General features: G+C 55.1%; 20 protein-coding genes. 11 read left to right on the forward strand and 9 right to left on the reverse strand.

Annotation, left to right across the window (positions count from 1 at the left end; translation table 11 throughout):
• Positions 1–17 precede the first annotated feature (17 nt).
• Together AC2FC2_RS07770 and malM are read left to right on the forward strand one after the other, a co-directional pair.
• Complete coding sequence (locus tag AC2FC2_RS07770; protein WP_209636989.1) at positions 18–1,313, forward strand: maltoporin; 1,296 nt, start codon at positions 18–20, stop codon at positions 1,311–1,313.
• A gap of 95 nt (positions 1,314–1,408) precedes the next feature.
• Positions 1,409–2,311 (forward strand): maltose operon protein MalM, encoded by a 903-nt coding sequence (gene malM, locus AC2FC2_RS07775; RefSeq protein ID WP_209636991.1) that lies wholly within the window; start codon positions 1,409–1,411, stop codon positions 2,309–2,311.
• A gap of 55 nt (positions 2,312–2,366) precedes the next feature.
• Here malM and AC2FC2_RS07780 read toward each other — a convergent pair whose 3' ends face one another.
• Genes AC2FC2_RS07780 through AC2FC2_RS07790 form a run of 3 tightly spaced genes read right to left on the reverse strand, consistent with a single transcriptional unit; the run spans position 2,367 to position 5,779 of the window.
• Positions 2,367–3,350 carry a nucleoside hydrolase gene (locus AC2FC2_RS07780; protein ID WP_490659043.1) on the reverse strand — a complete coding sequence of 328 codons (984 nt, stop codon included), beginning with the start codon at positions 3,348–3,350 and terminating at the stop codon, positions 2,367–2,369.
• A 22-nt stretch (positions 3,351–3,372) separates the two neighbouring features.
• Positions 3,373–4,374 carry a LacI family DNA-binding transcriptional regulator gene (locus AC2FC2_RS07785; RefSeq protein ID WP_209636995.1) on the reverse strand — a complete coding sequence of 334 codons (1,002 nt, stop codon included), beginning with the start codon at positions 4,372–4,374 and terminating at the stop codon, positions 3,373–3,375.
• Positions 4,375–4,396: 22 nt separating this feature from the next.
• Positions 4,397–5,779, reverse strand: coding sequence for an MFS transporter (locus AC2FC2_RS07790; RefSeq protein ID WP_209636997.1), 1,383 nt, complete (start codon positions 5,777–5,779; stop codon positions 4,397–4,399).
• A gap of 399 nt (positions 5,780–6,178) precedes the next feature.
• Between AC2FC2_RS07790 and ubiC the strand changes: the two genes are divergently transcribed.
• Together ubiC and ubiA are read left to right on the forward strand one after the other, a co-directional pair.
• A complete protein-coding gene (gene ubiC / locus AC2FC2_RS07795; RefSeq protein WP_209637000.1) occupies positions 6,179–6,703 on the forward strand; it encodes a chorismate lyase in 525 nt (174 codons plus the stop codon).
• A complete protein-coding gene (ubiA, locus tag AC2FC2_RS07800; RefSeq protein ID WP_209637002.1) occupies positions 6,700–7,593 on the forward strand; it encodes a 4-hydroxybenzoate octaprenyltransferase in 894 nt (297 codons plus the stop codon). The genes ubiC and ubiA overlap by 4 nt, the downstream gene beginning before the upstream one ends.
• A gap of 60 nt (positions 7,594–7,653) precedes the next feature.
• On the opposite strand, the gene plsB is transcribed toward ubiA, so the two are convergent.
• Positions 7,654–10,122, reverse strand: a complete 2,469-nt coding sequence (gene plsB / locus AC2FC2_RS07805) for a glycerol-3-phosphate 1-O-acyltransferase PlsB (protein ID WP_209637004.1) — start codon at positions 10,120–10,122, stop codon at positions 7,654–7,656.
• A 149-nt stretch (positions 10,123–10,271) separates the two neighbouring features.
• On the opposite strand from plsB, the gene AC2FC2_RS07810 reads away from it, so the two are divergent.
• From AC2FC2_RS07810 to AC2FC2_RS07825, 4 genes are all read left to right on the forward strand, one after another.
• A complete protein-coding gene (locus AC2FC2_RS07810) occupies positions 10,272–10,640 on the forward strand; it encodes a diacylglycerol kinase (RefSeq protein ID WP_061807784.1) in 369 nt (122 codons plus the stop codon).
• Between the two features lie 121 nt (positions 10,641–10,761).
• On the forward strand, positions 10,762–11,370 hold the full coding sequence (gene lexA / locus AC2FC2_RS07815) for a transcriptional repressor LexA (RefSeq protein ID WP_037416119.1): 609 nt from the start codon (positions 10,762–10,764) through the stop codon (positions 11,368–11,370).
• 217 nt (positions 11,371–11,587) lie between these two features.
• Positions 11,588–12,928, forward strand: a complete 1,341-nt coding sequence (gene dinF / locus AC2FC2_RS07820) for an MATE family efflux transporter DinF (protein WP_209637006.1) — start codon at positions 11,588–11,590, stop codon at positions 12,926–12,928.
• A 267-nt stretch (positions 12,929–13,195) separates the two neighbouring features.
• Positions 13,196–13,405: a CsbD family protein gene (locus AC2FC2_RS07825; protein ID WP_017894203.1), complete on the forward strand. Its 210-nt coding sequence runs from the start codon at positions 13,196–13,198 to the stop codon at positions 13,403–13,405.
• 91 nt (positions 13,406–13,496) lie between these two features.
• On the opposite strand, the gene zur is transcribed toward AC2FC2_RS07825, so the two are convergent.
• From zur to AC2FC2_RS07845, 4 genes are all read right to left on the reverse strand, one after another.
• Positions 13,497–14,009, reverse strand: a complete 513-nt coding sequence (zur, locus tag AC2FC2_RS07830; RefSeq protein WP_209637008.1) for a zinc uptake transcriptional repressor Zur — start codon at positions 14,007–14,009, stop codon at positions 13,497–13,499.
• Positions 14,010–14,186: 177 nt separating this feature from the next.
• Positions 14,187–14,945 carry an anti-sigma factor family protein gene (locus tag AC2FC2_RS07835; protein ID WP_404760546.1) on the reverse strand — a complete coding sequence of 253 codons (759 nt, stop codon included), beginning with the start codon at positions 14,943–14,945 and terminating at the stop codon, positions 14,187–14,189.
• The gene (locus AC2FC2_RS07840) at positions 14,942–15,391 is read right to left on the reverse strand and encodes an RNA polymerase sigma factor (protein ID WP_265556941.1); all 450 of its coding nucleotides are present in this window, start codon (positions 15,389–15,391) and stop codon (positions 14,942–14,944) included. The genes AC2FC2_RS07835 and AC2FC2_RS07840 overlap by 4 nt, the downstream gene beginning before the upstream one ends.
• Positions 15,392–15,480: 89 nt before the next feature.
• Positions 15,481–16,014: a tetratricopeptide repeat protein gene (locus AC2FC2_RS07845; RefSeq protein ID WP_209637012.1), complete on the reverse strand. Its 534-nt coding sequence runs from the start codon at positions 16,012–16,014 to the stop codon at positions 15,481–15,483.
• Positions 16,015–16,221: 207 nt separating this feature from the next.
• Here AC2FC2_RS07845 and dusA point away from each other — a divergent pair, with 207 nt between their 5' ends.
• Both dusA and pspG read left to right on the forward strand, forming a co-directional pair.
• Positions 16,222–17,241 (forward strand): tRNA dihydrouridine(20/20a) synthase DusA, encoded by a 1,020-nt coding sequence (gene dusA / locus AC2FC2_RS07850; protein ID WP_209637014.1) that lies wholly within the window; start codon positions 16,222–16,224, stop codon positions 17,239–17,241.
• A gap of 150 nt (positions 17,242–17,391) precedes the next feature.
• Positions 17,392–17,610: an envelope stress response protein PspG gene (gene pspG, locus AC2FC2_RS07855; protein ID WP_265556943.1), complete on the forward strand. Its 219-nt coding sequence runs from the start codon at positions 17,392–17,394 to the stop codon at positions 17,608–17,610.
• Between the two features lie 319 nt (positions 17,611–17,929).
• Here the strand turns inward: pspG and AC2FC2_RS07860 are convergent, their stop codons facing one another.
• Entirely contained in the window at positions 17,930–18,919 is a 990-nt protein-coding gene (locus AC2FC2_RS07860) for a quinone oxidoreductase (protein WP_490659044.1), read from the reverse strand.
• Between the two features lie 180 nt (positions 18,920–19,099).
• On the opposite strand from AC2FC2_RS07860, the gene dnaB reads away from it, so the two are divergent.
• Positions 19,100–20,524, forward strand: a complete 1,425-nt coding sequence (dnaB, locus tag AC2FC2_RS07865; protein ID WP_209637019.1) for a replicative DNA helicase — start codon at positions 19,100–19,102, stop codon at positions 20,522–20,524.
• The last annotated feature ends 17 nt before the right edge of the window (positions 20,525–20,541 follow it).

Consider the following 20,541-nt stretch of genomic DNA (forward strand, 5'->3'; position numbering starts at 1 on the left):
TGTATAACAGGAGAATAATGATGACTACCTTGCGCAAGCTTCCTCTGGCACTGGCAATCGCCGCTGGTGTTCTCACAACCCAGGCGATGGCCGTCGATTTTAAAGGTTACGCTCGTTCTGGTATCGGCTGGACCGGTAGCGGTGGTGAGCAGCAATGCTTCAAAGCCACCGGTGCCGACAGTAAATACCGTCTCGGTAACGAATGTGAAACCTACGCCGAATTGAAGCTGGGTCAGGAAGTGTGGAAAGAAGGCGATAAAAGCTTCTATTTCGATACTAATCTGGCCTATTCCGTTTCACAACGGTCTGACTGGGAAGACGTTACACCCGGCTTCCGTGAAGTGAATGTGCAGGGTAAAAACCTGATTGACTGGCTGCCGGGCTCCACCATGTGGGCCGGTAAGCGCTTCTATCAGCGTCATGATGTTCACATGATTGACTTCTACTACTGGGATATCTCTGGCCCAGGTGCCGGTCTGGAAAATATCGATCTGGGCTTCGGTAAGCTGTCTGCGGCCGTTACCCGTAACTCTGAATCCGGTGGTTCTTACGGCTATCTGGATAATGAATGGAAGCAGCGCCCAACGGTCAACGACACCTTTGACGTGCGTTTGGCTGGCCTGGAGCTGAACCCAGGCGGCACCCTGGAGTTGGGTGTGGATTATGGCCGCGCCAATGCGCAGGACAACTTCCGTCTGGCGGACGGCGCCAGCAAAGACGGTTGGATGTTCACCGCTGAACATACCCAAAGCATTCTGAGTGGCTATAACAAGTTTGTGCTGCAATATGCCACCGATTCAATGACCTCACAGAACAATGGCCGTAGCCAAGGCGCCACTATCGACAACAATGGCAAGATGATCCGCGTGCTGGATCACGGTGCTATCGACTTCAACGATAAATGGGCAATGATGTATGTCGCTATGTTCCAGGATATCGATCGCGACAATAACAACGGCACCACGTGGTACACCGTGGGCGTGCGTCCAATGTACAAGTGGACGCCTATCATGAGCACCTTGTTGGAAGCGGGTTACGACAACGTCAAATCCCAGCGTACCGGCGATCGCAACGGCCAATACAAAGTCACCCTGGCGCAACAGTGGCAGGCAGGCAACAGCATCTGGTCACGTCCGGCTATCCGCGTATTTGCTACCTACGCCAAGTGGGATGAGAAATGGGGCTACGCTAACAGCGACTCCGGCGCCGGTTACACCTCAGGCACCGCTTATAACGACACCAGCATGCACACTTTCAGCCGTGGTAATGACGATGAAGTCACCTTCGGCGCTCAGATGGAAATCTGGTGGTAATGTGATAACGGGGAGAGCCACGTGCTCTCCCCAACCTGTATTCGCCGACACTGACTCTCTTGCCTGAGGCACGTCGGATACAATGGGGTATAACAATGAAAAAGAATCTGCTGTCACTCTGCTTGTCACTGGCGCTTACCCTTGGTGCGCCATTGGCGGCCAATGCCGATACGCCGGCCAATGTCTCCGTCGCACCAGCCATTAGCACCAGTACGTTGCAAAGCCTGCCTTGGCAACCGCTGGTACCACCGGTTAGCCAGGATGTGAAACTGGATAATGTCAGCCCGCAAATCAATCAGGGCGATATTCAGGGCGCCATCGCCGCCTATACGCTGCCAGCCGATCGTGGCTCGCTGGAAGTTACGCTGAGCAGCATCAGCAAGAACAACGCAATTTATGCACCAAGCGTACTGGTACTCGATGAGCACCTGCGCCCGGCGGCGTATTACCCGAGCAGCTACTTCCCTTATCAGCCGCCCGGCGCGATGTCGTCGGATCGCCTCGAAGGCACGCTGAAACTGACCCCGGCGCTGGGGCAGAAACAAATCTACCTGCTGGTGTACACCACCCGTCAGGATCTGGCAAAAACCACGCAACTGACCAACCCGGCGAAAGCCTATGCGCAAGGTGTGGGTAATGCAGTGCCGGATATTCCCGATCCTATTGCCAGCCACAGCACCGGCGGCACCATCAAACTGAAGGTCACCGCAGAACAGGGCAGCGGCAATATTATGATCGGCATGCTGCAACCGGCACCGACGGCGACGCCAGTGGTGGTGGGATCTACTGCTGCAGTTGCCGCAGCACCGGCTCCGGCGCCAACCAAGCCGGCGGAACCGATGTTGAATGACACAGAAACCTACTTTAACAATGGCATCAAACAGGCCGTGAAGGCGGGAGACATTGATAAAGCGCTGAAGCTGATGAATGAGGCGGAAAAACTGGGTTCCACCACAGCACGTAAAACGTTTATTAGCAGCGTGAAAGGCAAGGGGTAGTACCCGACGCTGCCGATGCTGGCTCAATGATTGGTGCGCCTCGGCGCACCTTTTTTCATTCGCGGGCCAGCGTTTGGTCGATCAGCGCCAGCAGACGGGAATTATCGACCTGTTGCATCACCCGTACGGGTTTGCCCGTGGGCTGCGGCATGCCGACGGTCAGGCGCAAACTGTCTGGCCGCCAACGTCGCGAACTGCCACGTGTCCTGGCGCCTTCCAGCGCGACATCCACAAAATATTCTTCCGTCGTCACCAGTGCCGGCTCCAACAGCCAGGCAATCACCAGCGCATCATGAATCCAGCAGCCCGGTAGATGGCGCGTATGGCGGGAATAGTCGATCCAGGGCTGGGTCGTCGTCCGCAGATAGCGACACAGTGGCGTATCTGGTTGAGTCATGCGTGCCAGGTCTGCCTGAGTCAACATCGTCTGTGTCGTGACGTCTAAGGGGGCCAGTGTGATGTTGGCACCGCTCGTCAGTACCTGTCGGGCGGCTTCAGGATCCAATCCAAAATTGGTGTCCTTGATATAGCCTTCCACATTGAAAACCCCGCCCATAATCACGATTTCCTTCACGGCCTGGGCCATTTGAGGATACAGCTGCAAAGCATGCGCGACATTGGTGAGCGGGCCGATCGCTGCCAGGGTGATTTCACCGGGGTTATTGCAGATAAGCTCGCCGATGGCGACGGCGGCATTCGGTGTGGTTGTCGTTGTGGCGCGCGGATAAGGCGTTTCTCGCCACAGACGGGCTAAATCTGGATCGGTAATCGCACGATCCAGATGAGCACGCCAGGGTTCTGGCGGTTCACTCAAGGCACAGGCGGCGCCAGCTACGACGGGGACCTGATAGCCGGTTTGTTGCAACAGATGGTGTGCCACCGCGAAGCCGACGTTGCGTGGCGTGTTGCCCGCCACAATGCTGATCAACTCCAGCGAGAGCCGCGGCCTGGCCGCCAGCGCCAATGCCAGAGCCAGTCCGTCATCCACGTTGGCACCGGGGATGCCGTTGCCGGGATCGCAATCAATAATCAAACGCATAGCAGTTACCTAAATCAATAAACTAGCAGCCGCACGATCGGCGGATATGCAGCTGGAAGGCGAATTCATGCAGCTCCGGTTGTGCGGCCCCGGCAGCCAGCATGGCGATTGCCCGTTTCGCCATGGCATCGATTGGCTGTTCGACCGCGCTGAGGGGCGGAATGCTGAATTCGGATTGCTGGGTGCCGTTAAAGCAGATGATAGCCAGATCGTCCGGCACGCGCAGCTGATGTTCCGCCAGCGCCGACAGGCAGCCGAGCGCTTGCTGTTCGTTGGAGGTGAAGATGGCCCGTGGTCGGGGGGCTTGCAGCATTTTCTGGCAGGCCTGATAGCCGCCCTGACGCGTGTAGGGGGTTTCAAAAATCCATTCCTCACGCGGGGTAATGCCCGCCTCGGCCAAGGCATCACGCCAGCCGTTTAGGCGATCCTGGGCGTTAAGCATGCTCAATGGGCCAATGAAAATGCCAATTTCCCGGTAGCCGTGTTGTAACAGATGTCGTGTCGCCTGGCAGGCGGCATCGCGCTCATCGACGCGTATGGCGCAAATGCCTGCATGGCTGTCGATAGTGTCAATCATCACGCAAGGCGTGCCGGAGGCACGGATCAGATCAAACCATGGGTGGCGATCGACACTGGTGTAGAGCAACCCATCAACCTGACGGCGCAGCAGATGATTAATCAGATCCTGTTCGCGCTGCCGGTCGTCGCCTGCGTCACCCAACAGCAGCACGCGTCCGTGGCTGAATGCCTCGCGTTGCAGCGCCCGTGCCAGCGTGGCGAAAAACGGGTTGGAGATGTCAGGCACCACTAAACCGTAGGTCAGGGTATTACCCGAAGCCAGCGCGCGGGCAATGTCGTTCGGCCGGTAACCGGTTTGTTCGATGGCCGCCAGTACCCGCAAACGGGTGGCTTCCGCTACCGGACGCGGACCGTTGTTGATCACGTAACTGACGACCGCGACCGAGGTGCCCGCAACGCGGGCGACGTCGGCGCGGGTGATACGCCGCGCGGATTGATTATCCAAGTTGGGTTCCTGTGCGCCCTGATTACACTGCGTCCTGCGGCAGGTTAAGATCGCGGCCGCGGGTTTCCGGTGCAAAGAAGGTGGTGATTAAGCCAATGCCTGCCATTACAACAAAATAGCAGGCAACAGGCCACCAGTGACCGAAACCCGCCAGCAGCGCAGTAGCAATCAGCGGTGCGGTGCCACCGGACAGGATCGAACCCAGTTCCTTGGCGAATGCCATTTTTGAATAGCGGTTTTTGACACCGAACAGTTCCACGCCGTAGGCGGCCTGCACGCCAAAAATACCGAGTGACGCAATACACATACCGACCACAATCACTGAAATCACTATCGCCGGTTCGCGGCTGTCGAGCAACCAAAATGCCGGGAAAGCATAGAGCACCAGCAACAGGCAGAACCAACGGTAGGTGACGCGGCGACCGAAACGGTCAGACAGCCAACCGGCAAGCGGGATAACCAGAAAACCGCACAGTGAAGCAATCATTACCGCCAGCGCCGGCACTGATTTATCCACCATCAGCACCTTGGCGACGTAACCCACGATAAACCCCTGGCACATATAGGATGGGCCGTTTTCGCCAATACGCAGGCCGAGCATGATCCAGAAGGCTTTGGTACGTTGCAGGTAGCTGCGGTTATCCGGTGCGACAGGGGTGTTATCCAGCATCCGCTGACGATTTTGCTGCAGCTCGCGTTCAAATACGGGGGTTTCACGCACGTGACGGCGCAGGTACAACGCCCCCCCGGCAATCAAGATGCTGGCGAGGAACGGAATGCGCCAGCCCCAGGCGATCAGATCCGCTTTGTCCAGTTGCAACACCAACAGCCACACCAGTGAGGCCAGTAACGTGCCGCTATTGGAGCCGACGGCAATGATTGAAGCGACCAGACCACGGCGCTTGGCCGGTGCGTATTCTGCCAGCATCACCGCGCCACCGGAAAGCTCGGCCCCCGCACCGAAGCCCTGAGCAAAACGCAGGATCACCAGACAAGTGGGTGCCCAGACGCCAATTTGTGCGTAGGAGGGGATCAGCCCAATCAGCGTGGTGGAAACACCCATCAGCGCGACCGTGGTGAGCAACACCACTCGACGGCCTTTGCGATCGCCAATCCAGCCGAACACTAACGCGCCGATAGGCCGGGCGATAAACCCGACGGAATAGGTAGCGAAGCTTGCCAATAATGCGACCATTGGGGTGGCTTCGGGGAAGAACACGTCGCCGAACACCATGCCGGCCGCCAGACCATACAGGGCAAAATCGACATACTCCATGGCGGTGCCGAGCCAACAAGAGAACGTGGCGCGCCAGAATTGACCGCGCCCCTCTTTGGTGGCCAAACGTTCGTCGGCCGCCAGCGTCTCACTGGCGGCCTGTGGGGTTGCAAGCGTTGTTTCGCTCATGGCATTGATATCCTCTTTTAGTCTGCGCCACGCCTTGATCGCGTGATCGCGGTAAAGATGGTTTCCCTGGTGTCGGCAAGAAGGTTTGCTGACAAAGTGTTGGACTGATGGCGATTCAACGCTGCGATGCAAGGGTATCTACGCGCGTAGATAAAACAATGCTGCAGAGGTGAAAGTTTGCTGACGATCACAGAATACCCATCGCTCCGGTGAACGAAGGTAAAGAAAACAGATGGCAGAAAGATGACATTGCGGTGCTTTTTCGGTGGTGATTTTGCGGTGTGTTACATCACGAATCAGCCTGCCGCTTTTGAATTTCTGCGTTACAATGGGCATCTGTTAACAGTTTGTATGGCCTGTCGCCGCCGTCACGCGTGGCGTCAGGCATGGAGTAGAACAATGTCTGGCAATAGGGATTCCATCCTGCCGTCGCTAACGTGGTTATCTGCGCAACATCCTCCCGTGCCCGCTGCCGTTAGCGACTGGTTGATGGAGTTAGGGTCCATGACTCGCCGTTTTGAGCGTCACTGTGGGCGTGTGCACGTTGAACCGCAGCGCGAATGTTTTGTCACCCGCGATCAGTTGGGTGACGAGGCCGAACACTTGCCGGACAGCCCGCGCTACTGGCTACGTGAAATCGTGTTACTGGGCGACAACCAACCTTGGTTGTTGGGGCGAACGGTGATCCCGCAGGAAACGCTTACTGGCCCGGATTTGGCGCTGGTGGATTTGGGCACGCTGCCACTGGGGCGTTATCTGTTCAGCAGCAATGAGCTGACTCGCGATTATATTCACATTGGCCGGCAAGAGAACCTGTGGGCGCGTCGTTCCCGCCTGCGGCTGGCGGGCAAACCGCTGTTGCTGACCGAATTGTTTTTGCCTGCTTCGCCACTGTATACGGCAGAGAGTACGGACCCAGAATGATGAGGAGAGACAATACCTTGGAGGGAAGCGTGATTCAAAGCAAGTGGCGGGCTTATAGCCATCTGATGCGCATCGATAAACCGATTGGCACTTTGTTGTTGCTGTGGCCGACGCTGTGGGCACTATGGCTGGCGGGGCAGGGTGTGCCATCGCTGTCTATCCTGTTGGTGTTTGTGGTTGGGGTATTCCTGATGCGTGCCGCCGGTTGCGTGGTGAACGACTACGCCGATCGGGCAGTCGATGGCCACGTGAAGCGTACCGCCGGGCGACCGATGCCGAGTGGCAGGGTAAGCGAGAAAGAGGCCAAAGTGCTGTTTGTGGTGCTGGTGCTGATCTCCTTTGGGCTGGTGCTGACGTTGAATGCGATGAGCATCTGGCTTTCGCTGGCGGCGCTCGCGCTGGCATGGGCCTATCCGTTTATGAAACGGGTCACGCATCTGCCGCAGTTTGTGTTGGGTGTCGCCTTTGGCTGGGGCATCCCAATGGCCTATGCTGCGGTGAGCGAATCATTGCCGCTGAGCTGTTGGCTATTGCTGTTGGCCAATATTTGCTGGACGGTGGCTTACGATACAATGTATGCCATGGTCGATCGTGACGATGACCTGAAGATTGGCGTGAAATCCACCGCCATTTTGTTTGGTCGTTACGACAAGCTGATCATCGGATTGCTGCAGTTTGCCACCTTGCTACTGCTGGTGTGGGTGGGGTACCTGGCGCAGTTGAGCGGTGCGTTTTATTGGTCGCTGTTGCTGGCGGGTGCCCTATTTATCCATCAGCAAAAGCAGATTGCCGGTCGCGAACGCGAGGCCTGCTTCAAGGCGTTCCTGGATAATAACTACGTCGGGCTGGTACTGTTTATCGGTATCGCGCTGAGTTATTGGCAGGCTTAACGGGCTACTGGTAATAAAAAAGGCACCCTTGGGTGCCTTTTTCGTTTCCGTATCAACGGATTACTCGTCTTTTTCTTCTGCTTCTTCGAGCGCAACCGACGGTGCGTTGGTTTCCGCTGGCATGCTGACACTCTCAATGGTCAATTTGATTTCTGGGGTGATCAAATCGCTCAGCATGCTATACACCTCCATGGTGTGCTCACGTACGGCATCGCCAATATCGTTGATATAGCCTTCTTCGCGCAGCGTTGCGACCAGGGTTGAGAATACCGCTTTGTCGAAGAACTCCGGTGCGTTGATGCCGTGCAGCACTGACAAACGCTGGGCCATAATCCGACTCTCTTTCTCCAGTGCTCCGCGATTAATGCTTGGATTCGCACTGAGGATAGACATGGTGATGGCATAGCGTTGCAGCGTTTCACGGATACCGGCTGCCAGCAATTGCAATGGCCGGATGCGTGCTGGATTCAGTACCAGAGCGTCACCCTTATCGCAGATCAGTTGCTGACGGATCATTTCGTCGATGAGCGGGCGCAGCACTTCCGCCAGTTGTTCTTTGTCGTTGTGCAAGAACAACTCCGCCTTCAGCATGGGGTAAATCAACCCGATCTGGCGCAGCAGTTCGGTGCGAGAAACCCGGCGGTGATGCATCACGATGGTGGCGATCAGTGAAGGCAATACCAGCAGATGATGGATATTATTGCGGTAATAGGTCATCAGCACTGCCTGCTCGCGCGGCAGAATGATGATATCGCCGATATTATCCTTCTCGACCTCAAACTTATTCATGTTCAGCGCGTGATCCAGCAGCTCATCCGGCGTCTGGGTCGGTACGGTGACATCGCTGGCATAAGGCACATTGCGCATCAGTTGCAGATAGCATTCCAGCTGTTCTAACAGCTGTTCGCGGGTCAGCGAGCGCTGGCGTGAAGCCAGTAGCGCCGTAGAACACAGGTTCATGGCGTTAGCCGCGGCGGCATTGTTGATACGCACCATGATCTTGGCAGCCAGATCGTTGACCGTCGGCGTTAACCAGCTTGGGCGCTGGGATTCGATCGGATCAATCGCGTCGCGCCACTGGGGCACATTCTGGTTCAGGTAAGTGGTCAACGGCAGTGGATCACCGAAGTTGACATAACCCTGGCCGAGATTACGCAGCTTGCGCAGACCACGCAGCATCTGCAGCAGGCTCTCCTTTTCTTTGGTCGCGCCACGCAACTCTTTAGCGTAGGTGCCCACCTCCATCACGTGCTCGTAGCCGATGTAGATCGGTACCAGTGTGATCGGGCGAGAACCGCCACGCAGCATCGCCTGAATGGTCATCGACAGGGTGCCGGTCTTCGGTTCCAGCAGGCGTCCGGTACGAGAACGGCCACCTTCGACAAAATACTCCACGGAGTAACCGCGGCTAAAGAGTTCGCCGAGGTATTCGCGGAACACCGTCGAATACAGCTTGTTGCCTTTGAACGTCCGGCGGATAAAGAAGGCGCCCAGGCGGCGGAAGATGGGGCCAGCCGGCCAGAAGTTAAGGTTAATACCGGCGGCAATGTGCGGCGGCACCAAGCCTTGATGGTACAGCACATAAGAAAGCAACAGGTAGTCCATATGGCTGCGGTGGCAGGGCACATAGACGATCTCATGACCATCTTGCGCTAACTGGCGCACGCGTTCAGCGTTGGTGACGTTGATGCCTTGATACAGCCGGTTCCAGGTCCAGCTCAACACGCGGTCAGAAAGGCGCACCGTTTCATATGAGAAGTCGGCGGCGATCTCTTCCATCAGTGCAATGGCGTTCTGCTGGGCTTTCTCATGGGAAATTTTCTTGCTGCGTGCTTCGTCTTCGACCGCTTTTTCGATCGCTTTGGACGCCAGCAGTTTGTTGAACAGGTCCTGACGGGCCGGCAGACTTGGGCCAACGGCAGCCAGACGCTGACGCGAGAAGTGCATTCGTGCCACGCGCGCCAGTTTTTGTGCGATGGTTTTGTCCGTGCCGTGTTCAGTCGCCATGCGACGCAGTGAGACGGTGTTGGAGAAACGCACAAAGCTGTCGCGGCCGAGCCACAACACGGCGAAGAACTTCTGTACGCCGTTGAGCAGACGTAGATGTGGCGTGCCGTGGCCTTCGCGGCCTGGGGAGCGACCAAACATCACCGAAACAGGCAGCATCTGAATATCGAGATCCGGATTACTGCGGTGCAGATCCAGATAGTCGTGAAACAGTTTTACTGATTCTTCTTTCGGTGTGTAGTAGCGGAACACGCGCGGGCCGTCGTGAATAAACACGTGGCTAGGCAGCACGGTGCCGTCTATCTCCAGCGGATTGAGAGGATCGGGCAGATCCTGCGCCAGGCACTGGGTGCGCAGCGTCAGTAAATCCGCCTTGGAATTATAAGGTAAAACATACAAAATCGGCCGTGAGGGATCCAACCCTAACTCCGTGACCGGATCTGAAGGGATAACCTTACTTCTTACCAACAATTTAAGTGGTAAATTCAATAGCTTATAATAAATTTTACGCCAACCTGACATAACAACGTGAAGCCTCTTGTTAGCAATGCGTCGCAAGCATACCAGAAACCGGGTAGCAGATCTGTGGTGTTGGAAAACCGAGAGCCGGAAGCATTTCCTGGCCTAGACTCTTTAATTATGACTTACCTCTGTGAAAGGCACTAAAAAACATGGCAAACCAAGCAACCGGCCTGACCCGTATTATTAAAGCCGCCGGCTACTCTTATAAAGGCTTTTCCGCTGCCTGGCAGCATGAAGCGGCGTTCCGCCAAGAACTGGTCGCCACCGTACTGGCTATCATACTGGCGATTTGGCTGGACGTGGGTGCGATAGCGCGCATTTTATTGATCGGATCGGTGCTGCTGGTGATGATCGTCGAGATGCTCAACAGCGCGATAGAAGCGATTGTCGATCGGGTTGGCACTGAACATCATGAGCTTTCGGGCCGGTCCAAGGATATGGGGTCGGCAGCAGTTTCACTGGCGATTATTTTGGCGTTGTTTGTCTGGGGCTCGGTGCTCTGGCAACACTTTGCCTGAATGGGGTGGCCCTGTTGCGACGTGGGTCGCTAATCCCTGATTTTTATTCATTCTTCGGTTCCCAAGCCGCACTTACCTGTATATACTCACAGCAAGACTGTATAAACAAACAGGGGGCGGAATGAAAGCACTAACTACCAGACAGCAAGAGGTCTATGATCTGATTCGCGATCATATTTCGTCCACTGGCATGCCGCCAACGCGCGCCGAAATCGCCATGCGTCTGGGGTTCCGCTCGCCAAATGCTGCAGAAGAACACCTGAAAGCATTGGCGCGTAAAGGCGTCATCGAGATCGTCTCTGGTGCATCGCGCGGCATTCGTTTGCTGATGGAAGATGAAGAAGGTTTACCGTTGATCGGCCGTGTTGCCGCCGGTGAGCCACTGTTGGCGCAGCAGCATATCGAAGGGCACTACAAAGTGGATCCTTCCTTGTTCAAGCCAAGTGCGGATTTCTTGCTGCGGGTCAACGGTATGTCGATGCGTGATATCGGTATTCTCGACGGCGATCTGCTGGCGGTACATAAAACTCAGGACGTGCGTAACGGCCAGGTCGTTGTGGCGCGTATTGAAGACGAAGTTACAGTTAAGCGTCTGAAAAAACACGGAAATGTTGTTGAGTTATTGCCGGAAAACAGCGAGTTCCAACCGATTGTGGTTGATCTGCGCCAGCAGAATTTCACCATTGAAGGCCTGGCGGTCGGTGTGATCCGCAATGGCGACTGGGTTTAATCCTCACGCCTACACATCGTCCTCTGATTTAAGTCGCCCCAGTTCTGGGGCGATGTCATATCTGATTCACTATATACCCTATAGCTTTCAAGTTGCAGCTAGGCGGCCAACTCGCTCATCCCCAGGCGCTTACTCAGGTAAGTAACTGGGGATGAGCGAGTGCAGATAACAACGCTGCAACTTGAAAGATGACGGGTATACACGGGAACATTCCACTATGCGCCTGCTTTCCGCCTTCACCAGCGATACCGATAAAGCCTTGTGGCGCCTCGCGCTACCGATGATCTTTTCCAATATCACCGTGCCACTGCTTGGGTTGGTCGATACCGCAGTGATAGGTCACCTCGACAGCCCTGTTTATTTGGGGGGCGTGGCGGTCGGGGCGATGGCAACCAGCTTCCTGTTTATGTTGTTGCTGTTTTTGCGCATGAGTACCACCGGTTTGACGGCACAGGCGCTGGGCGCACAAAACCCACAGGGATTGGCACGTGCCTTTATGCAGCCGCTGTTGCTGGCAGTATTGGCCGGCGTCGTTATCGTGTTGCTGCGCCATCCGTTGATCGATCTGGCGCTGCAGATTGTTGGCGGTGACGATGCGGTGCTGAAGCAAGCACGATTGTTCCTTGAGATCCGTTGGCTGAGCGCACCGGCAGCGCTGGCAAATATGGTGATCTTGGGTTGGTTGCTTGGCGTGCAATACGTGCGGGCGCCGGTCATCCTGCTGATAGTCGGTAATGTGTTGAATATCGTTCTGGATATCTGGTTGGTCATGGGGCTGGGCTGGAATGTGCAAGGTGCCGCGACGGCGACCGCCGTCTCTGAGTACGCTACGCTGCTGCTGGGTTTATGGCTGTCCTGGCGAGTGATGCGCATACGCGGTATTTCTGTTCCGATGTTGCGCCATGCCTGGCGCGGTAATCTGCGGCGTTTGCTTGCGTTGAACCGCGATATCATGTTGCGTTCATTGTTGCTGCAATTGTGCTTTGCATCCTTGACTATCTTCGGCGCCAGGCTTGGCGGTGACGTAGTGGCAGTAAACGCGGTACTGATGAATTTGCTGACCTTTACCGCCTATGCACTGGATGGTTTTGCCTATGCGGTAGAAGCGCATTCTGGTCATGCTTATGGTGCCAGAGATGACAGTCAATTGCGTAAGGTGTGGCGCGCGGCTTGCCGGCAGGCCTGTTTAGTGGCGCTAGCCTTTGGTGTGGTTTATGCCTTTGCCGGGCAGCAAATCATTGCGGCGTTGACCTCGTTGCCAGAACTGCGTGCGATGGCGAATGACTATTTACCTTGGCAGGTGGTGCTACCGCTGGTTGGGGTGTGGTGCTATTTGCTGGATGGCATGTTCATTGGTGCGACTCGCGGTGCAGAAATGCGTAACAGCATGGCCGTGGCGGCTGCGGGTTACGGTTTGACGCTGCTGACCGTGCCTGTCTTGGGCAATCATGGATTGTGGTTGGCGCTGGCGGTCTTTCTTGCGCTGCGCGGCATCGCGCTTGGGTGGATTTGGCACCGTCACAGGCTGCGTGGCAGCTGGTTTTCAGCAGCACAATGACGATAGCCTTTCTTGCAAATACATAAATTTTAATTATGTGTTTGTTTGTATTTTGTTACATATTCTCGTCGGTTAGCCAAGTCGTGTAGTAAGTTGTTTGTTGGCGTTTTTTTCTTATTTTAAATTTAAAAATGGATTTTAATTCTGGTTTTTATTTGTTTGTCGCTATCTGCATCTATAATTAATCGTGTGGCTGGCAATATAAACGGGGCGTATCCTCAGCCAGCAGTAGTTAAAACTGACTCACCACAGGTTAACGGAGATACTATGAACAAAGATCAAGCCGACGGTAACTGGAAGCAGTTTAAAGGGAAAGTGAAAGAAAAATGGGGCAAGCTGACCGATGACGACCTGACGGTCATCGAAGGGAAACGCGAGCAGCTTGTCGGTAAAATCCAGGAGCGCTACGGCTACCAGAAAGAGGCGGCCGAGAAAGAAGTGAAGTCTTGGGAAGATCATAACAAATATCGCTGGTAGCGCGATGGGCCGCAGCGGATGCGGCCGAAAGTCTGGCGCCTTCCCCTTGGTGCCAGGCCTGCAGACACAAGGAGGTGCCTGCTAACCCTGTCTATTTCTTCTTGATGGCAATGCTATGGTCGTGTTCGCCGCAATCATGTTTGCTGTCGCAAGCTTCTACCTCAACGCAAGCGGCGCACAGGCCGTGTGCTTCCACTACGCTGTGACGCAGTACAAACCCCGACTCTTTGGCCAGTTTTTGCAGCGTATCTTCAACCCCTTCAGTTGTGCGCTCTGTCACCTGACCGCAACGATCACAGATAAACAGCGCGGAAGTGTGCATAGGTTGTTCGAAGTGATGACACAGCACGTAGCTGTTGGCTGACTCGACCCGGTGAATGAAGCCTTGTTCCAACAGGAAGTCCAGCGCGCGGTAAACCGTTGGCGGTTTGGCCTGGGGTTCGGCAACGCGCAGTAAATCGAGCAGGTCATAAGCGCTGATGGCACCGGGCTGTTGTGCCATCAGGCGTAACACTTCCAGCCGCTGCGGTGTCAGTCGCACATTGCGTTGCTGACAGAGTTGTTCAGCCTGCGCCAGCAGCTTTTCCTGGGTGTTTGAGTTCATGGCAAATTTCCCGGTACGTAAAAAAGCCGATTTTAACATGGTTCAGCCAAATCGCCGAGAGTCGGCCCCTTTTCCTCTGATATGGCGCGTTAATTGCCCGGTTGACCGCGTGTTGCGCGCCAGAAATGTGACGCTATTCACAACTTACTCATCAGTGGGCGGGAGGGCGCAAGGGGGTCAGGTTGATAAAGCGTGTTGCAAGTGGGCTGCTAACGCGGTCATTTCACCCGTTGGATTATGGCCAATCAGCATAAAGGCATGGTTGCCATCGGCCCAATAGACGACGTTCATGCCTTGGCGGCGTTCGCTTTCGGCCGGTTGTTGTTGGCCCGTCTGCTGGATAATGCATAGTGCCAGTGCGCCATATTGCGTATCTAGCCAGGTCAATTGCGCGATGCGTCGATCGTCGTAGGCCAACACGCGGGCGTTTTTCAGTTCGGCACCCTTCAACACCAGTTTTTGTGCCGGAAGGCTAATACCCAGTCGATCGCCGGTTTGTTGTAATTGAGCGACAATCTGCGTGGCCGATTCGTCGGCACCTGCCAGCGTTTCCGGCGTGTACAGCGCCATATATTGGGCGACCAAGCCACGCCAGTTGTCCTCTGGCTGATTAAACTGCAGGTAGACGCGATCGCCTGCGATCCCGAGCGCCAAGAAGCCGACGGCCGCAGCGATGAGACCGCGACGGCTGATGCCCGTTTGCGGGGTAGCGACGGTGAGTGGCCATGCCTCACTTAACTGTTGCACTGGGGCCTCATCAAGCAAAGGGGCGAATGCTTGCTTAAAGGGCAGGTTACTGCGCGCCAGCAACGTCAAACGCTCAGCCAACGCAGGTTCTCCAGCCAAGCGTTGCTCCAGTTGCAGGCGTTGTTGTGGGTCTAACTGATTGTCCAGATAGGCGACCAGTAGTTCATCCGCAGCATAGGTTGAGCTCATGATTGTCCTCCTTTTGCCTGCGGTGAGCGGGTTTGCAGCATGCTGTCGTTCGCCAACCTCAGTCGCGCTGCCGCCAGGCGACTCATTATGGTACCAATGGGTACACCTAACACTTCAGCGGCCTCACGGTAAGAAAGCTCTTCGACGTACACCAAAAACAGCGTATTGCGCTGTGCCTCCGGCAGTTGGTTGACCCGCTGCATCACTTCATTGGCCCAGATAGGCTGCTCGCTGTTTTCCGCACCGGCCAGTTCGTCGACGTCGACAAAACCTTGTCCCTGGCGGATATGTTGAGCGCGGATCTCGTTAAGCCAAATGGAGTGAAGGATTGCAAATAACCAGCGATCCATACGCGTGCCGACAGCAAACTGCGCGGCGCGCTCGAGGGCGCGTACGCAGGTGGCTTGCACCAAGTCATCGGCAATATCCCGCCGGTGGGAAAGCACCAGGCCATAGCGCCACAGGCGGGAAAGATACTGACCGATTTCGTTGCGAATCGCATCTCTGCTGATGTTCGCCTCCGGGCTCTGTTACATCATGACTCTGGATGGTGATCGATGGCAGCCGCCAGATCTTTGTACTCTTCACAACCGGTACCGCACAGTGACTGAATCACCTTCAGTTGCTCTTTTGCCAAGTCTTGGCGCCCTTTCACCATATAGGCTTCACCCAAGTATTCGCGGACTTTTGGGTATTTCGGATCGAGTGCTACTGATTTTAAATAGTAGCTGATCCCTTCGTCGGTGCGGCCAAGCTTGCGGGTGGCATAACCTCGGTAATTCAAGGCTACGGCGGTATTGGGATCCTTCAGCGTGTTAAGCACGTCGAGAGCTTCTTGGTAGCGACCACTTTTTGCCAGTGCATAAGCATAGTTCGCCCGATCGTTGTCGTTGATCATGCTGCTTTTATCCACCGTGCAGGTCTTGGTTTTTGTATCGTATATCTGGCCCTTCGGGCAGGTTGGCGTAGTCTGGCCGCTGCCATCTCCTCCCATTGCCAGCGCGGCACCGGAAATCAACAGAGAACTGGCAATGACGGGGAGCAGCAGGCGTTTAACGAAATTGTTCATGGTCGTTTCCTCATCGGGAGAGGGCGCGGAGCTGCACCCTTGCTGAGATAACACCTGAAAGCGCCCGTTTATTCATTTTTTCCGGTTGTTTTTTAATCTTAAGGCGCGTCAGTTTTCCCAATGCCGCCGATTGTCGGTATAATAGCCGTTTGCGGCAGCACGCCGTTCGTTGAATCCTAGACAGAATCAGGTAGCCAGTAGCCCAGCATGACGACAGACAATAACGCCTCAAAATACGCCGCCAATCGTTTCTCCATCGCGCCGATGCTCGACTGGACCGATCGTCATTGCCGTTACTTTCACCGCCTGTTGACCAAGGAAACGCTGCTGTACACCGAGATGGTGACTACCGGGGCGATTATCCACGGTAAGGGTGACTACCTGGCTTACAGCGAAGAGGAACACCCGGTAGCGCTACAATTAGGCGGTAGCGATCCGGCTGCGTTAGCGCACTGTGCCAAACTGGCTGAGCAGCGCGGTTATGACGAAATTAACCTCAATGTCGGTTGCCCATCCGATCGGGTACAGAATGGCATGTTCGGTGCCTGTCTGATGGGGCAGGCAACGCTGGTTGCCGATTGCATCAAAGCGATGCGTGACGTGGTGTCGATTCCTGTGACGGTGAAAACCCGTATTGGCATTGACGATCAGGACAGCTATGCGTTTTTGTGTGATTTTATCGGCACCGTTGCCGGGCGCGGCGAGTGCGACATGTTCACGATACATGCGCGCAAAGCCTGGCTGTCAGGCCTGAGCCCGAAAGAGAACCGCGAAGTGCCACCGTTGGACTATCCACGTGTGTATCAGTTAAAACGTGATTTCCCCACGCTGACCCTGGCCATCAACGGTGGGGTGAAAACGTTGGAAGAAGCAAAACAACACCTGCTGCATTTGGATGGCGTAATGATGGGGCGCGAAGCCTATCAGAACCCGGGCATTCTGGCGCGCGTTGACAGTGAACTGTTTGGCCGTAAGACCGACGTTATGGACAGCATAGCGATTATCGAGTCGCTGTATCCGTACATCGAGCGCGAGCTAGCAAATGGTACCTATTTGGGCCACATCACCCGCCATATCCTTGGTTTGTTCCAAGGGGTCCCAGGTGCACGTCAGTGGCGCCGCCACCTGAGTGAAAATGCGCATAAGCCGGGGGCCGATGCGCGTGTGGTTGAACAGGCGCTGAATTTAGTGCGCCTGCCGCGCACCGAGATAGCGGAAACGGTATAAAAATCTGACTAAAAATTAGTGTTTTTGACCAGGCATGTTGCACGCTGCGACATGCCTTTTTTTTAATTTCAATCACTTAGTTTTCTCACGTTTCTGGCATGCTTTTTGTAATACCTCAGCAGATACCTCGTTTTGCGAAGGAGCAAAATCATGTTGGAACTCTTCTTTCTTATCGGTTTTATCGTCATGTTGATGGTGACCGGGATTTCGTTGTTGGGCGTGTTCGCCGCGTTGCTGGTTGCTGCGGCGTTTATGTTGATTGGTGGCCTGTTTGCGATGGTGATTAAACTGTTACCGTGGCTGATTTTGGCTGTTGTGGGCGTGTGGATATACCGTTCGATGCAGAAACCACAAATCCGGCGTTACTGACTTTTTGTCGAATAATCAGTCGGTCACGCTGAAATATACGCAACAGACCTGCTCTGAATGTGGCAGCGGTCACAGGTTGGTGCTTTAAATGCTAACGCGCCGCATTAGCCATGTTTTTTGCGTTTCCGGGCTGTTAGGATGTTTGTTGATGCAGCGATGCGACCTATTTCATCACCGCAAGAGGCAGTAATACCAAATATGCGTGTTGCTCAAGCAACCCCTGTCTCTGGCGGACTCTGCTCTACCCCTACAAACGCAGTAATAGAAAGGGCTCCTTACGGAGCCCTTTCTATTGGTCATAACGGCACATTGGACGATCTCAGCGCCCGGGTATCAGCAGGCTTGAACCGCTGGTGCTGCGGCTTTCCAACACCTGATGCGCGCGCTGTGCGTCGGCCAACGCAAACTTCTGCTCTTCCTTCACGTCGACCTTGATGGCTCCGCTGCCGATCAGTGAAAACAGTTCATTACTGGCAAACTGCAGTTCAGCACGGTTGGTAATGTAGCCGTTTAGGGAAGGGCGGGTGACATACAGCGAGCCTTTTTGGTTCAGCAGCGCCAAATCGACACCGGTAACCGGGCCGGAGGCATTGCCGAAGCTGACCATCAACCCGCGTCGCTTCAGACTATTGAGCGAGGTCTGCCAGGTACTTTGCCCAACGGAGTCATACACCACGCCGACTTTTTCGCCCTGTGTCAGCTCAGCCACGCGCGCGGCGATGTCTTCCTTATGGTAATTGATGGTTGCCCAAGCGCCGGCGTGTTTCGCCAACTCTGCTTTTTCATCGGAGCCTACGCTGCCAATCAATTTTGCCCCAAGCGCTTTGGCCCATTGGCAGGCAATCAGCCCAACACCGCCAGCGGCGGCATGGAACAGGAATATTTCCCCTGGCTGAACGTCATGAGTTTGACGCAAGAGATAGTGTACCGTCAGCCCTTTAAGGAAAGCGGCTGCGCCCTGCTCAAAGCTCAAGTTGTGCGGCAATATCGCCACTTTTTCAGCCGCAACGTTGTGGACTTCGCTGTAGGCACCGAGTGACGACTGGGCGTAAACCACCCGGTCGCCGGGCTTCAGTGCCGTGACACCCGCACCGACCTTAGTGACGACGCCGGCGGCTTCGGTGCCCAATCCGCTGGGCAGGGTGGCTGGCGGGTACAACCCGCTGCGCACGTAAGTGTCGATATAGTTGATGCCGATCGCTTTGTTCTCGATTTGCACCTCGCCGGCAGTTGGATCTACGGGTGTAAAATCAACGTATTGCAACACTTCCGGGCCGCCGGTGGCGGAGAATTGAATGCGCTTTGCCATTTCATTACCTCGTGTGGGTGTCTAATTTCACCCTACGCGTTTTAGTATCGGTGATCCAGTTTGCCCTTGCGCAGATTGATACCTTTTTTGCATCGGTTATGCCGCAGGAATCACAGATAAAAATCACGTATACTCTCGCGTCAGGATTCTCCATTCGCAACCGGATAAAGAATACGCTTCATGGCAGGAAAAAAACCAACCAACAAAACAAACGCGGACGAGGCCAGAGATCGTCCACGAGATCGCCAGATGGAAGGGCTGAAGATGCCGCCACATTCGCTGGAGGCGGAACAGTCCGTGTTGGGCGGTTTGATGCTGGATAACGAACGCTGGGACAACGTGGCAGAACGTGTTGTTGCCAACGACTTCTTCAGTCGCCCGCACCGTCTGATATTTACCGAGATGCAGCGCCTGCTGGAAATGAGCCGGCCGATCGATTTGATCACGCTGTCCGAATCGCTGGAACAGCGAGGCGAGCTGGATTCTGTCGGTGGCTTCGCCTATTTGGCCGAGTTATCGAAAAATACCCCGAGTGCTGCCAACATTGGCGCTTATGCCGATATCGTACGTGAACGTGCGGTAGTGCGTGAGATGATCTCGGTGGCGAATGAGATCGCCGACGCCGGTTATGATCCGCAAGGGCGCAGCAGTGAAGACCTGCTCGATCTAGCTGAATCACGCGTATTCCAAATTGCGGAAAACCGTGCCAGCAAAGATGAAGGCCCGAAAGGTATCGAACGCATCCTGGAGGATACCGTTGCGCGCATCGAGCAGTTGTATCAGCAGCCGCATGATGGCGTTACCGGTGTGGACACCGGCTATCAGGATCTCAACAAGAAAACCGCCGGTTTGCAAAAGTCGGATCTGATCATCGTTGCCGCCCGTCCTTCGATGGGTAAAACCACTTTCGCCATGAACTTGTGCGAACACGCTGCGATGACGCAGGAAAAACCGGTGCTGATCTTCAGTCTCGAGATGCCAGGCAACCAGATCATGATGCGTATGCTGGCGTCACTGTCACGCGTTGACCAAACGCGTATCCGTACCGGTCAGCTTGATGACGAGGATTGGGCGCGTATTTCCAGCACTATGGGTATCCTGCTGGAGAAGCGCAATATGTACATTGATGACTCCTCCGGTTTAACGCCAACCGAAGTGCGTTCGCGCGCGCGCCGTATTTTCCGTGAGCATGACGGCCTTAGCCTGATCATGATCGACTACCTTCAGCTGATGCGCGTGCCGGCCCTGTCCGATAACCGTACCCTGGAGATCGCCGAAATTTCCCGCTCGTTGAAGGCATTGGCGAAAGAGCTGCAAGTGCCGGTGGTGGCGCTGTCGCAGCTGAACCGAAGCCTGGAGCAGCGTGCCGACAAGCGTCCGGTCAACTCAGACCTGCGTGAGTCTGGTTCCATCGAGCAGGATGCCGACCTGATTATGTTCATCTACCGTGATGAGGTTTATCACGAGAACAGCGATCTGAAAGGGATTGCTGAAATTATTCTGGGTAAGCAGCGTAACGGCCCTATCGGTACCGTGCGCCTTACCTTTAACGGCCAGTGGTCGCGTTTCGATAACTACGCGGGGCCACAATATGATGACGAATAATCAGCTAAGGAACTGAA

It is taken from the genome of Serratia sp. CoH_122_TC_1 (assembly GCF_058191755.1).

Coding starts and splice junctions, on each gene's coding strand:
- AC2FC2_RS07770 (WP_209636989.1), top strand. CDS start 18: ATGATGACTACCTTGCGCAAGCTTCCTCTGGCACTGGCAATCGCCGCT.
- malM (WP_209636991.1), top strand. CDS start 1,409: ATGAAAAAGAATCTGCTGTCACTCTGCTTGTCACTGGCGCTTACCCTT.
- AC2FC2_RS07780 (WP_490659043.1), bottom strand. CDS start 3,350: ATGCGTTTGATTATTGATTGCGATCCCGGCAACGGCATCCCCGGTGCC.
- AC2FC2_RS07790 (WP_209636997.1), bottom strand. CDS start 5,779: ATGAGCGAAACAACGCTTGCAACCCCACAGGCCGCCAGTGAGACGCTG.
- ubiC (WP_209637000.1), top strand. CDS start 6,179: ATGTCTGGCAATAGGGATTCCATCCTGCCGTCGCTAACGTGGTTATCT.
- ubiA (WP_209637002.1), top strand. CDS start 6,700: ATGATGAGGAGAGACAATACCTTGGAGGGAAGCGTGATTCAAAGCAAG.
- plsB (WP_209637004.1), bottom strand. CDS start 10,122: ATGTCAGGTTGGCGTAAAATTTATTATAAGCTATTGAATTTACCACTT.
- AC2FC2_RS07810 (WP_061807784.1), top strand. CDS start 10,272: ATGGCAAACCAAGCAACCGGCCTGACCCGTATTATTAAAGCCGCCGGC.
- lexA (WP_037416119.1), top strand. CDS start 10,762: ATGAAAGCACTAACTACCAGACAGCAAGAGGTCTATGATCTGATTCGC.
- dinF (WP_209637006.1), top strand. CDS start 11,588: ATGCGCCTGCTTTCCGCCTTCACCAGCGATACCGATAAAGCCTTGTGG.
- AC2FC2_RS07825 (WP_017894203.1), top strand. CDS start 13,196: ATGAACAAAGATCAAGCCGACGGTAACTGGAAGCAGTTTAAAGGGAAA.
- zur (WP_209637008.1), bottom strand. CDS start 14,009: ATGAACTCAAACACCCAGGAAAAGCTGCTGGCGCAGGCTGAACAACTC.
- AC2FC2_RS07835 (WP_404760546.1), bottom strand. CDS start 14,945: ATGAGCTCAACCTATGCTGCGGATGAACTACTGGTCGCCTATCTGGAC.
- AC2FC2_RS07845 (WP_209637012.1), bottom strand. CDS start 16,014: ATGAACAATTTCGTTAAACGCCTGCTGCTCCCCGTCATTGCCAGTTCT.
- dusA (WP_209637014.1), top strand. CDS start 16,222: ATGACGACAGACAATAACGCCTCAAAATACGCCGCCAATCGTTTCTCC.
- pspG (WP_265556943.1), top strand. CDS start 17,392: ATGTTGGAACTCTTCTTTCTTATCGGTTTTATCGTCATGTTGATGGTG.
- AC2FC2_RS07860 (WP_490659044.1), bottom strand. CDS start 18,919: ATGGCAAAGCGCATTCAATTCTCCGCCACCGGCGGCCCGGAAGTGTTG.
- dnaB (WP_209637019.1), top strand. CDS start 19,100: ATGGCAGGAAAAAAACCAACCAACAAAACAAACGCGGACGAGGCCAGA.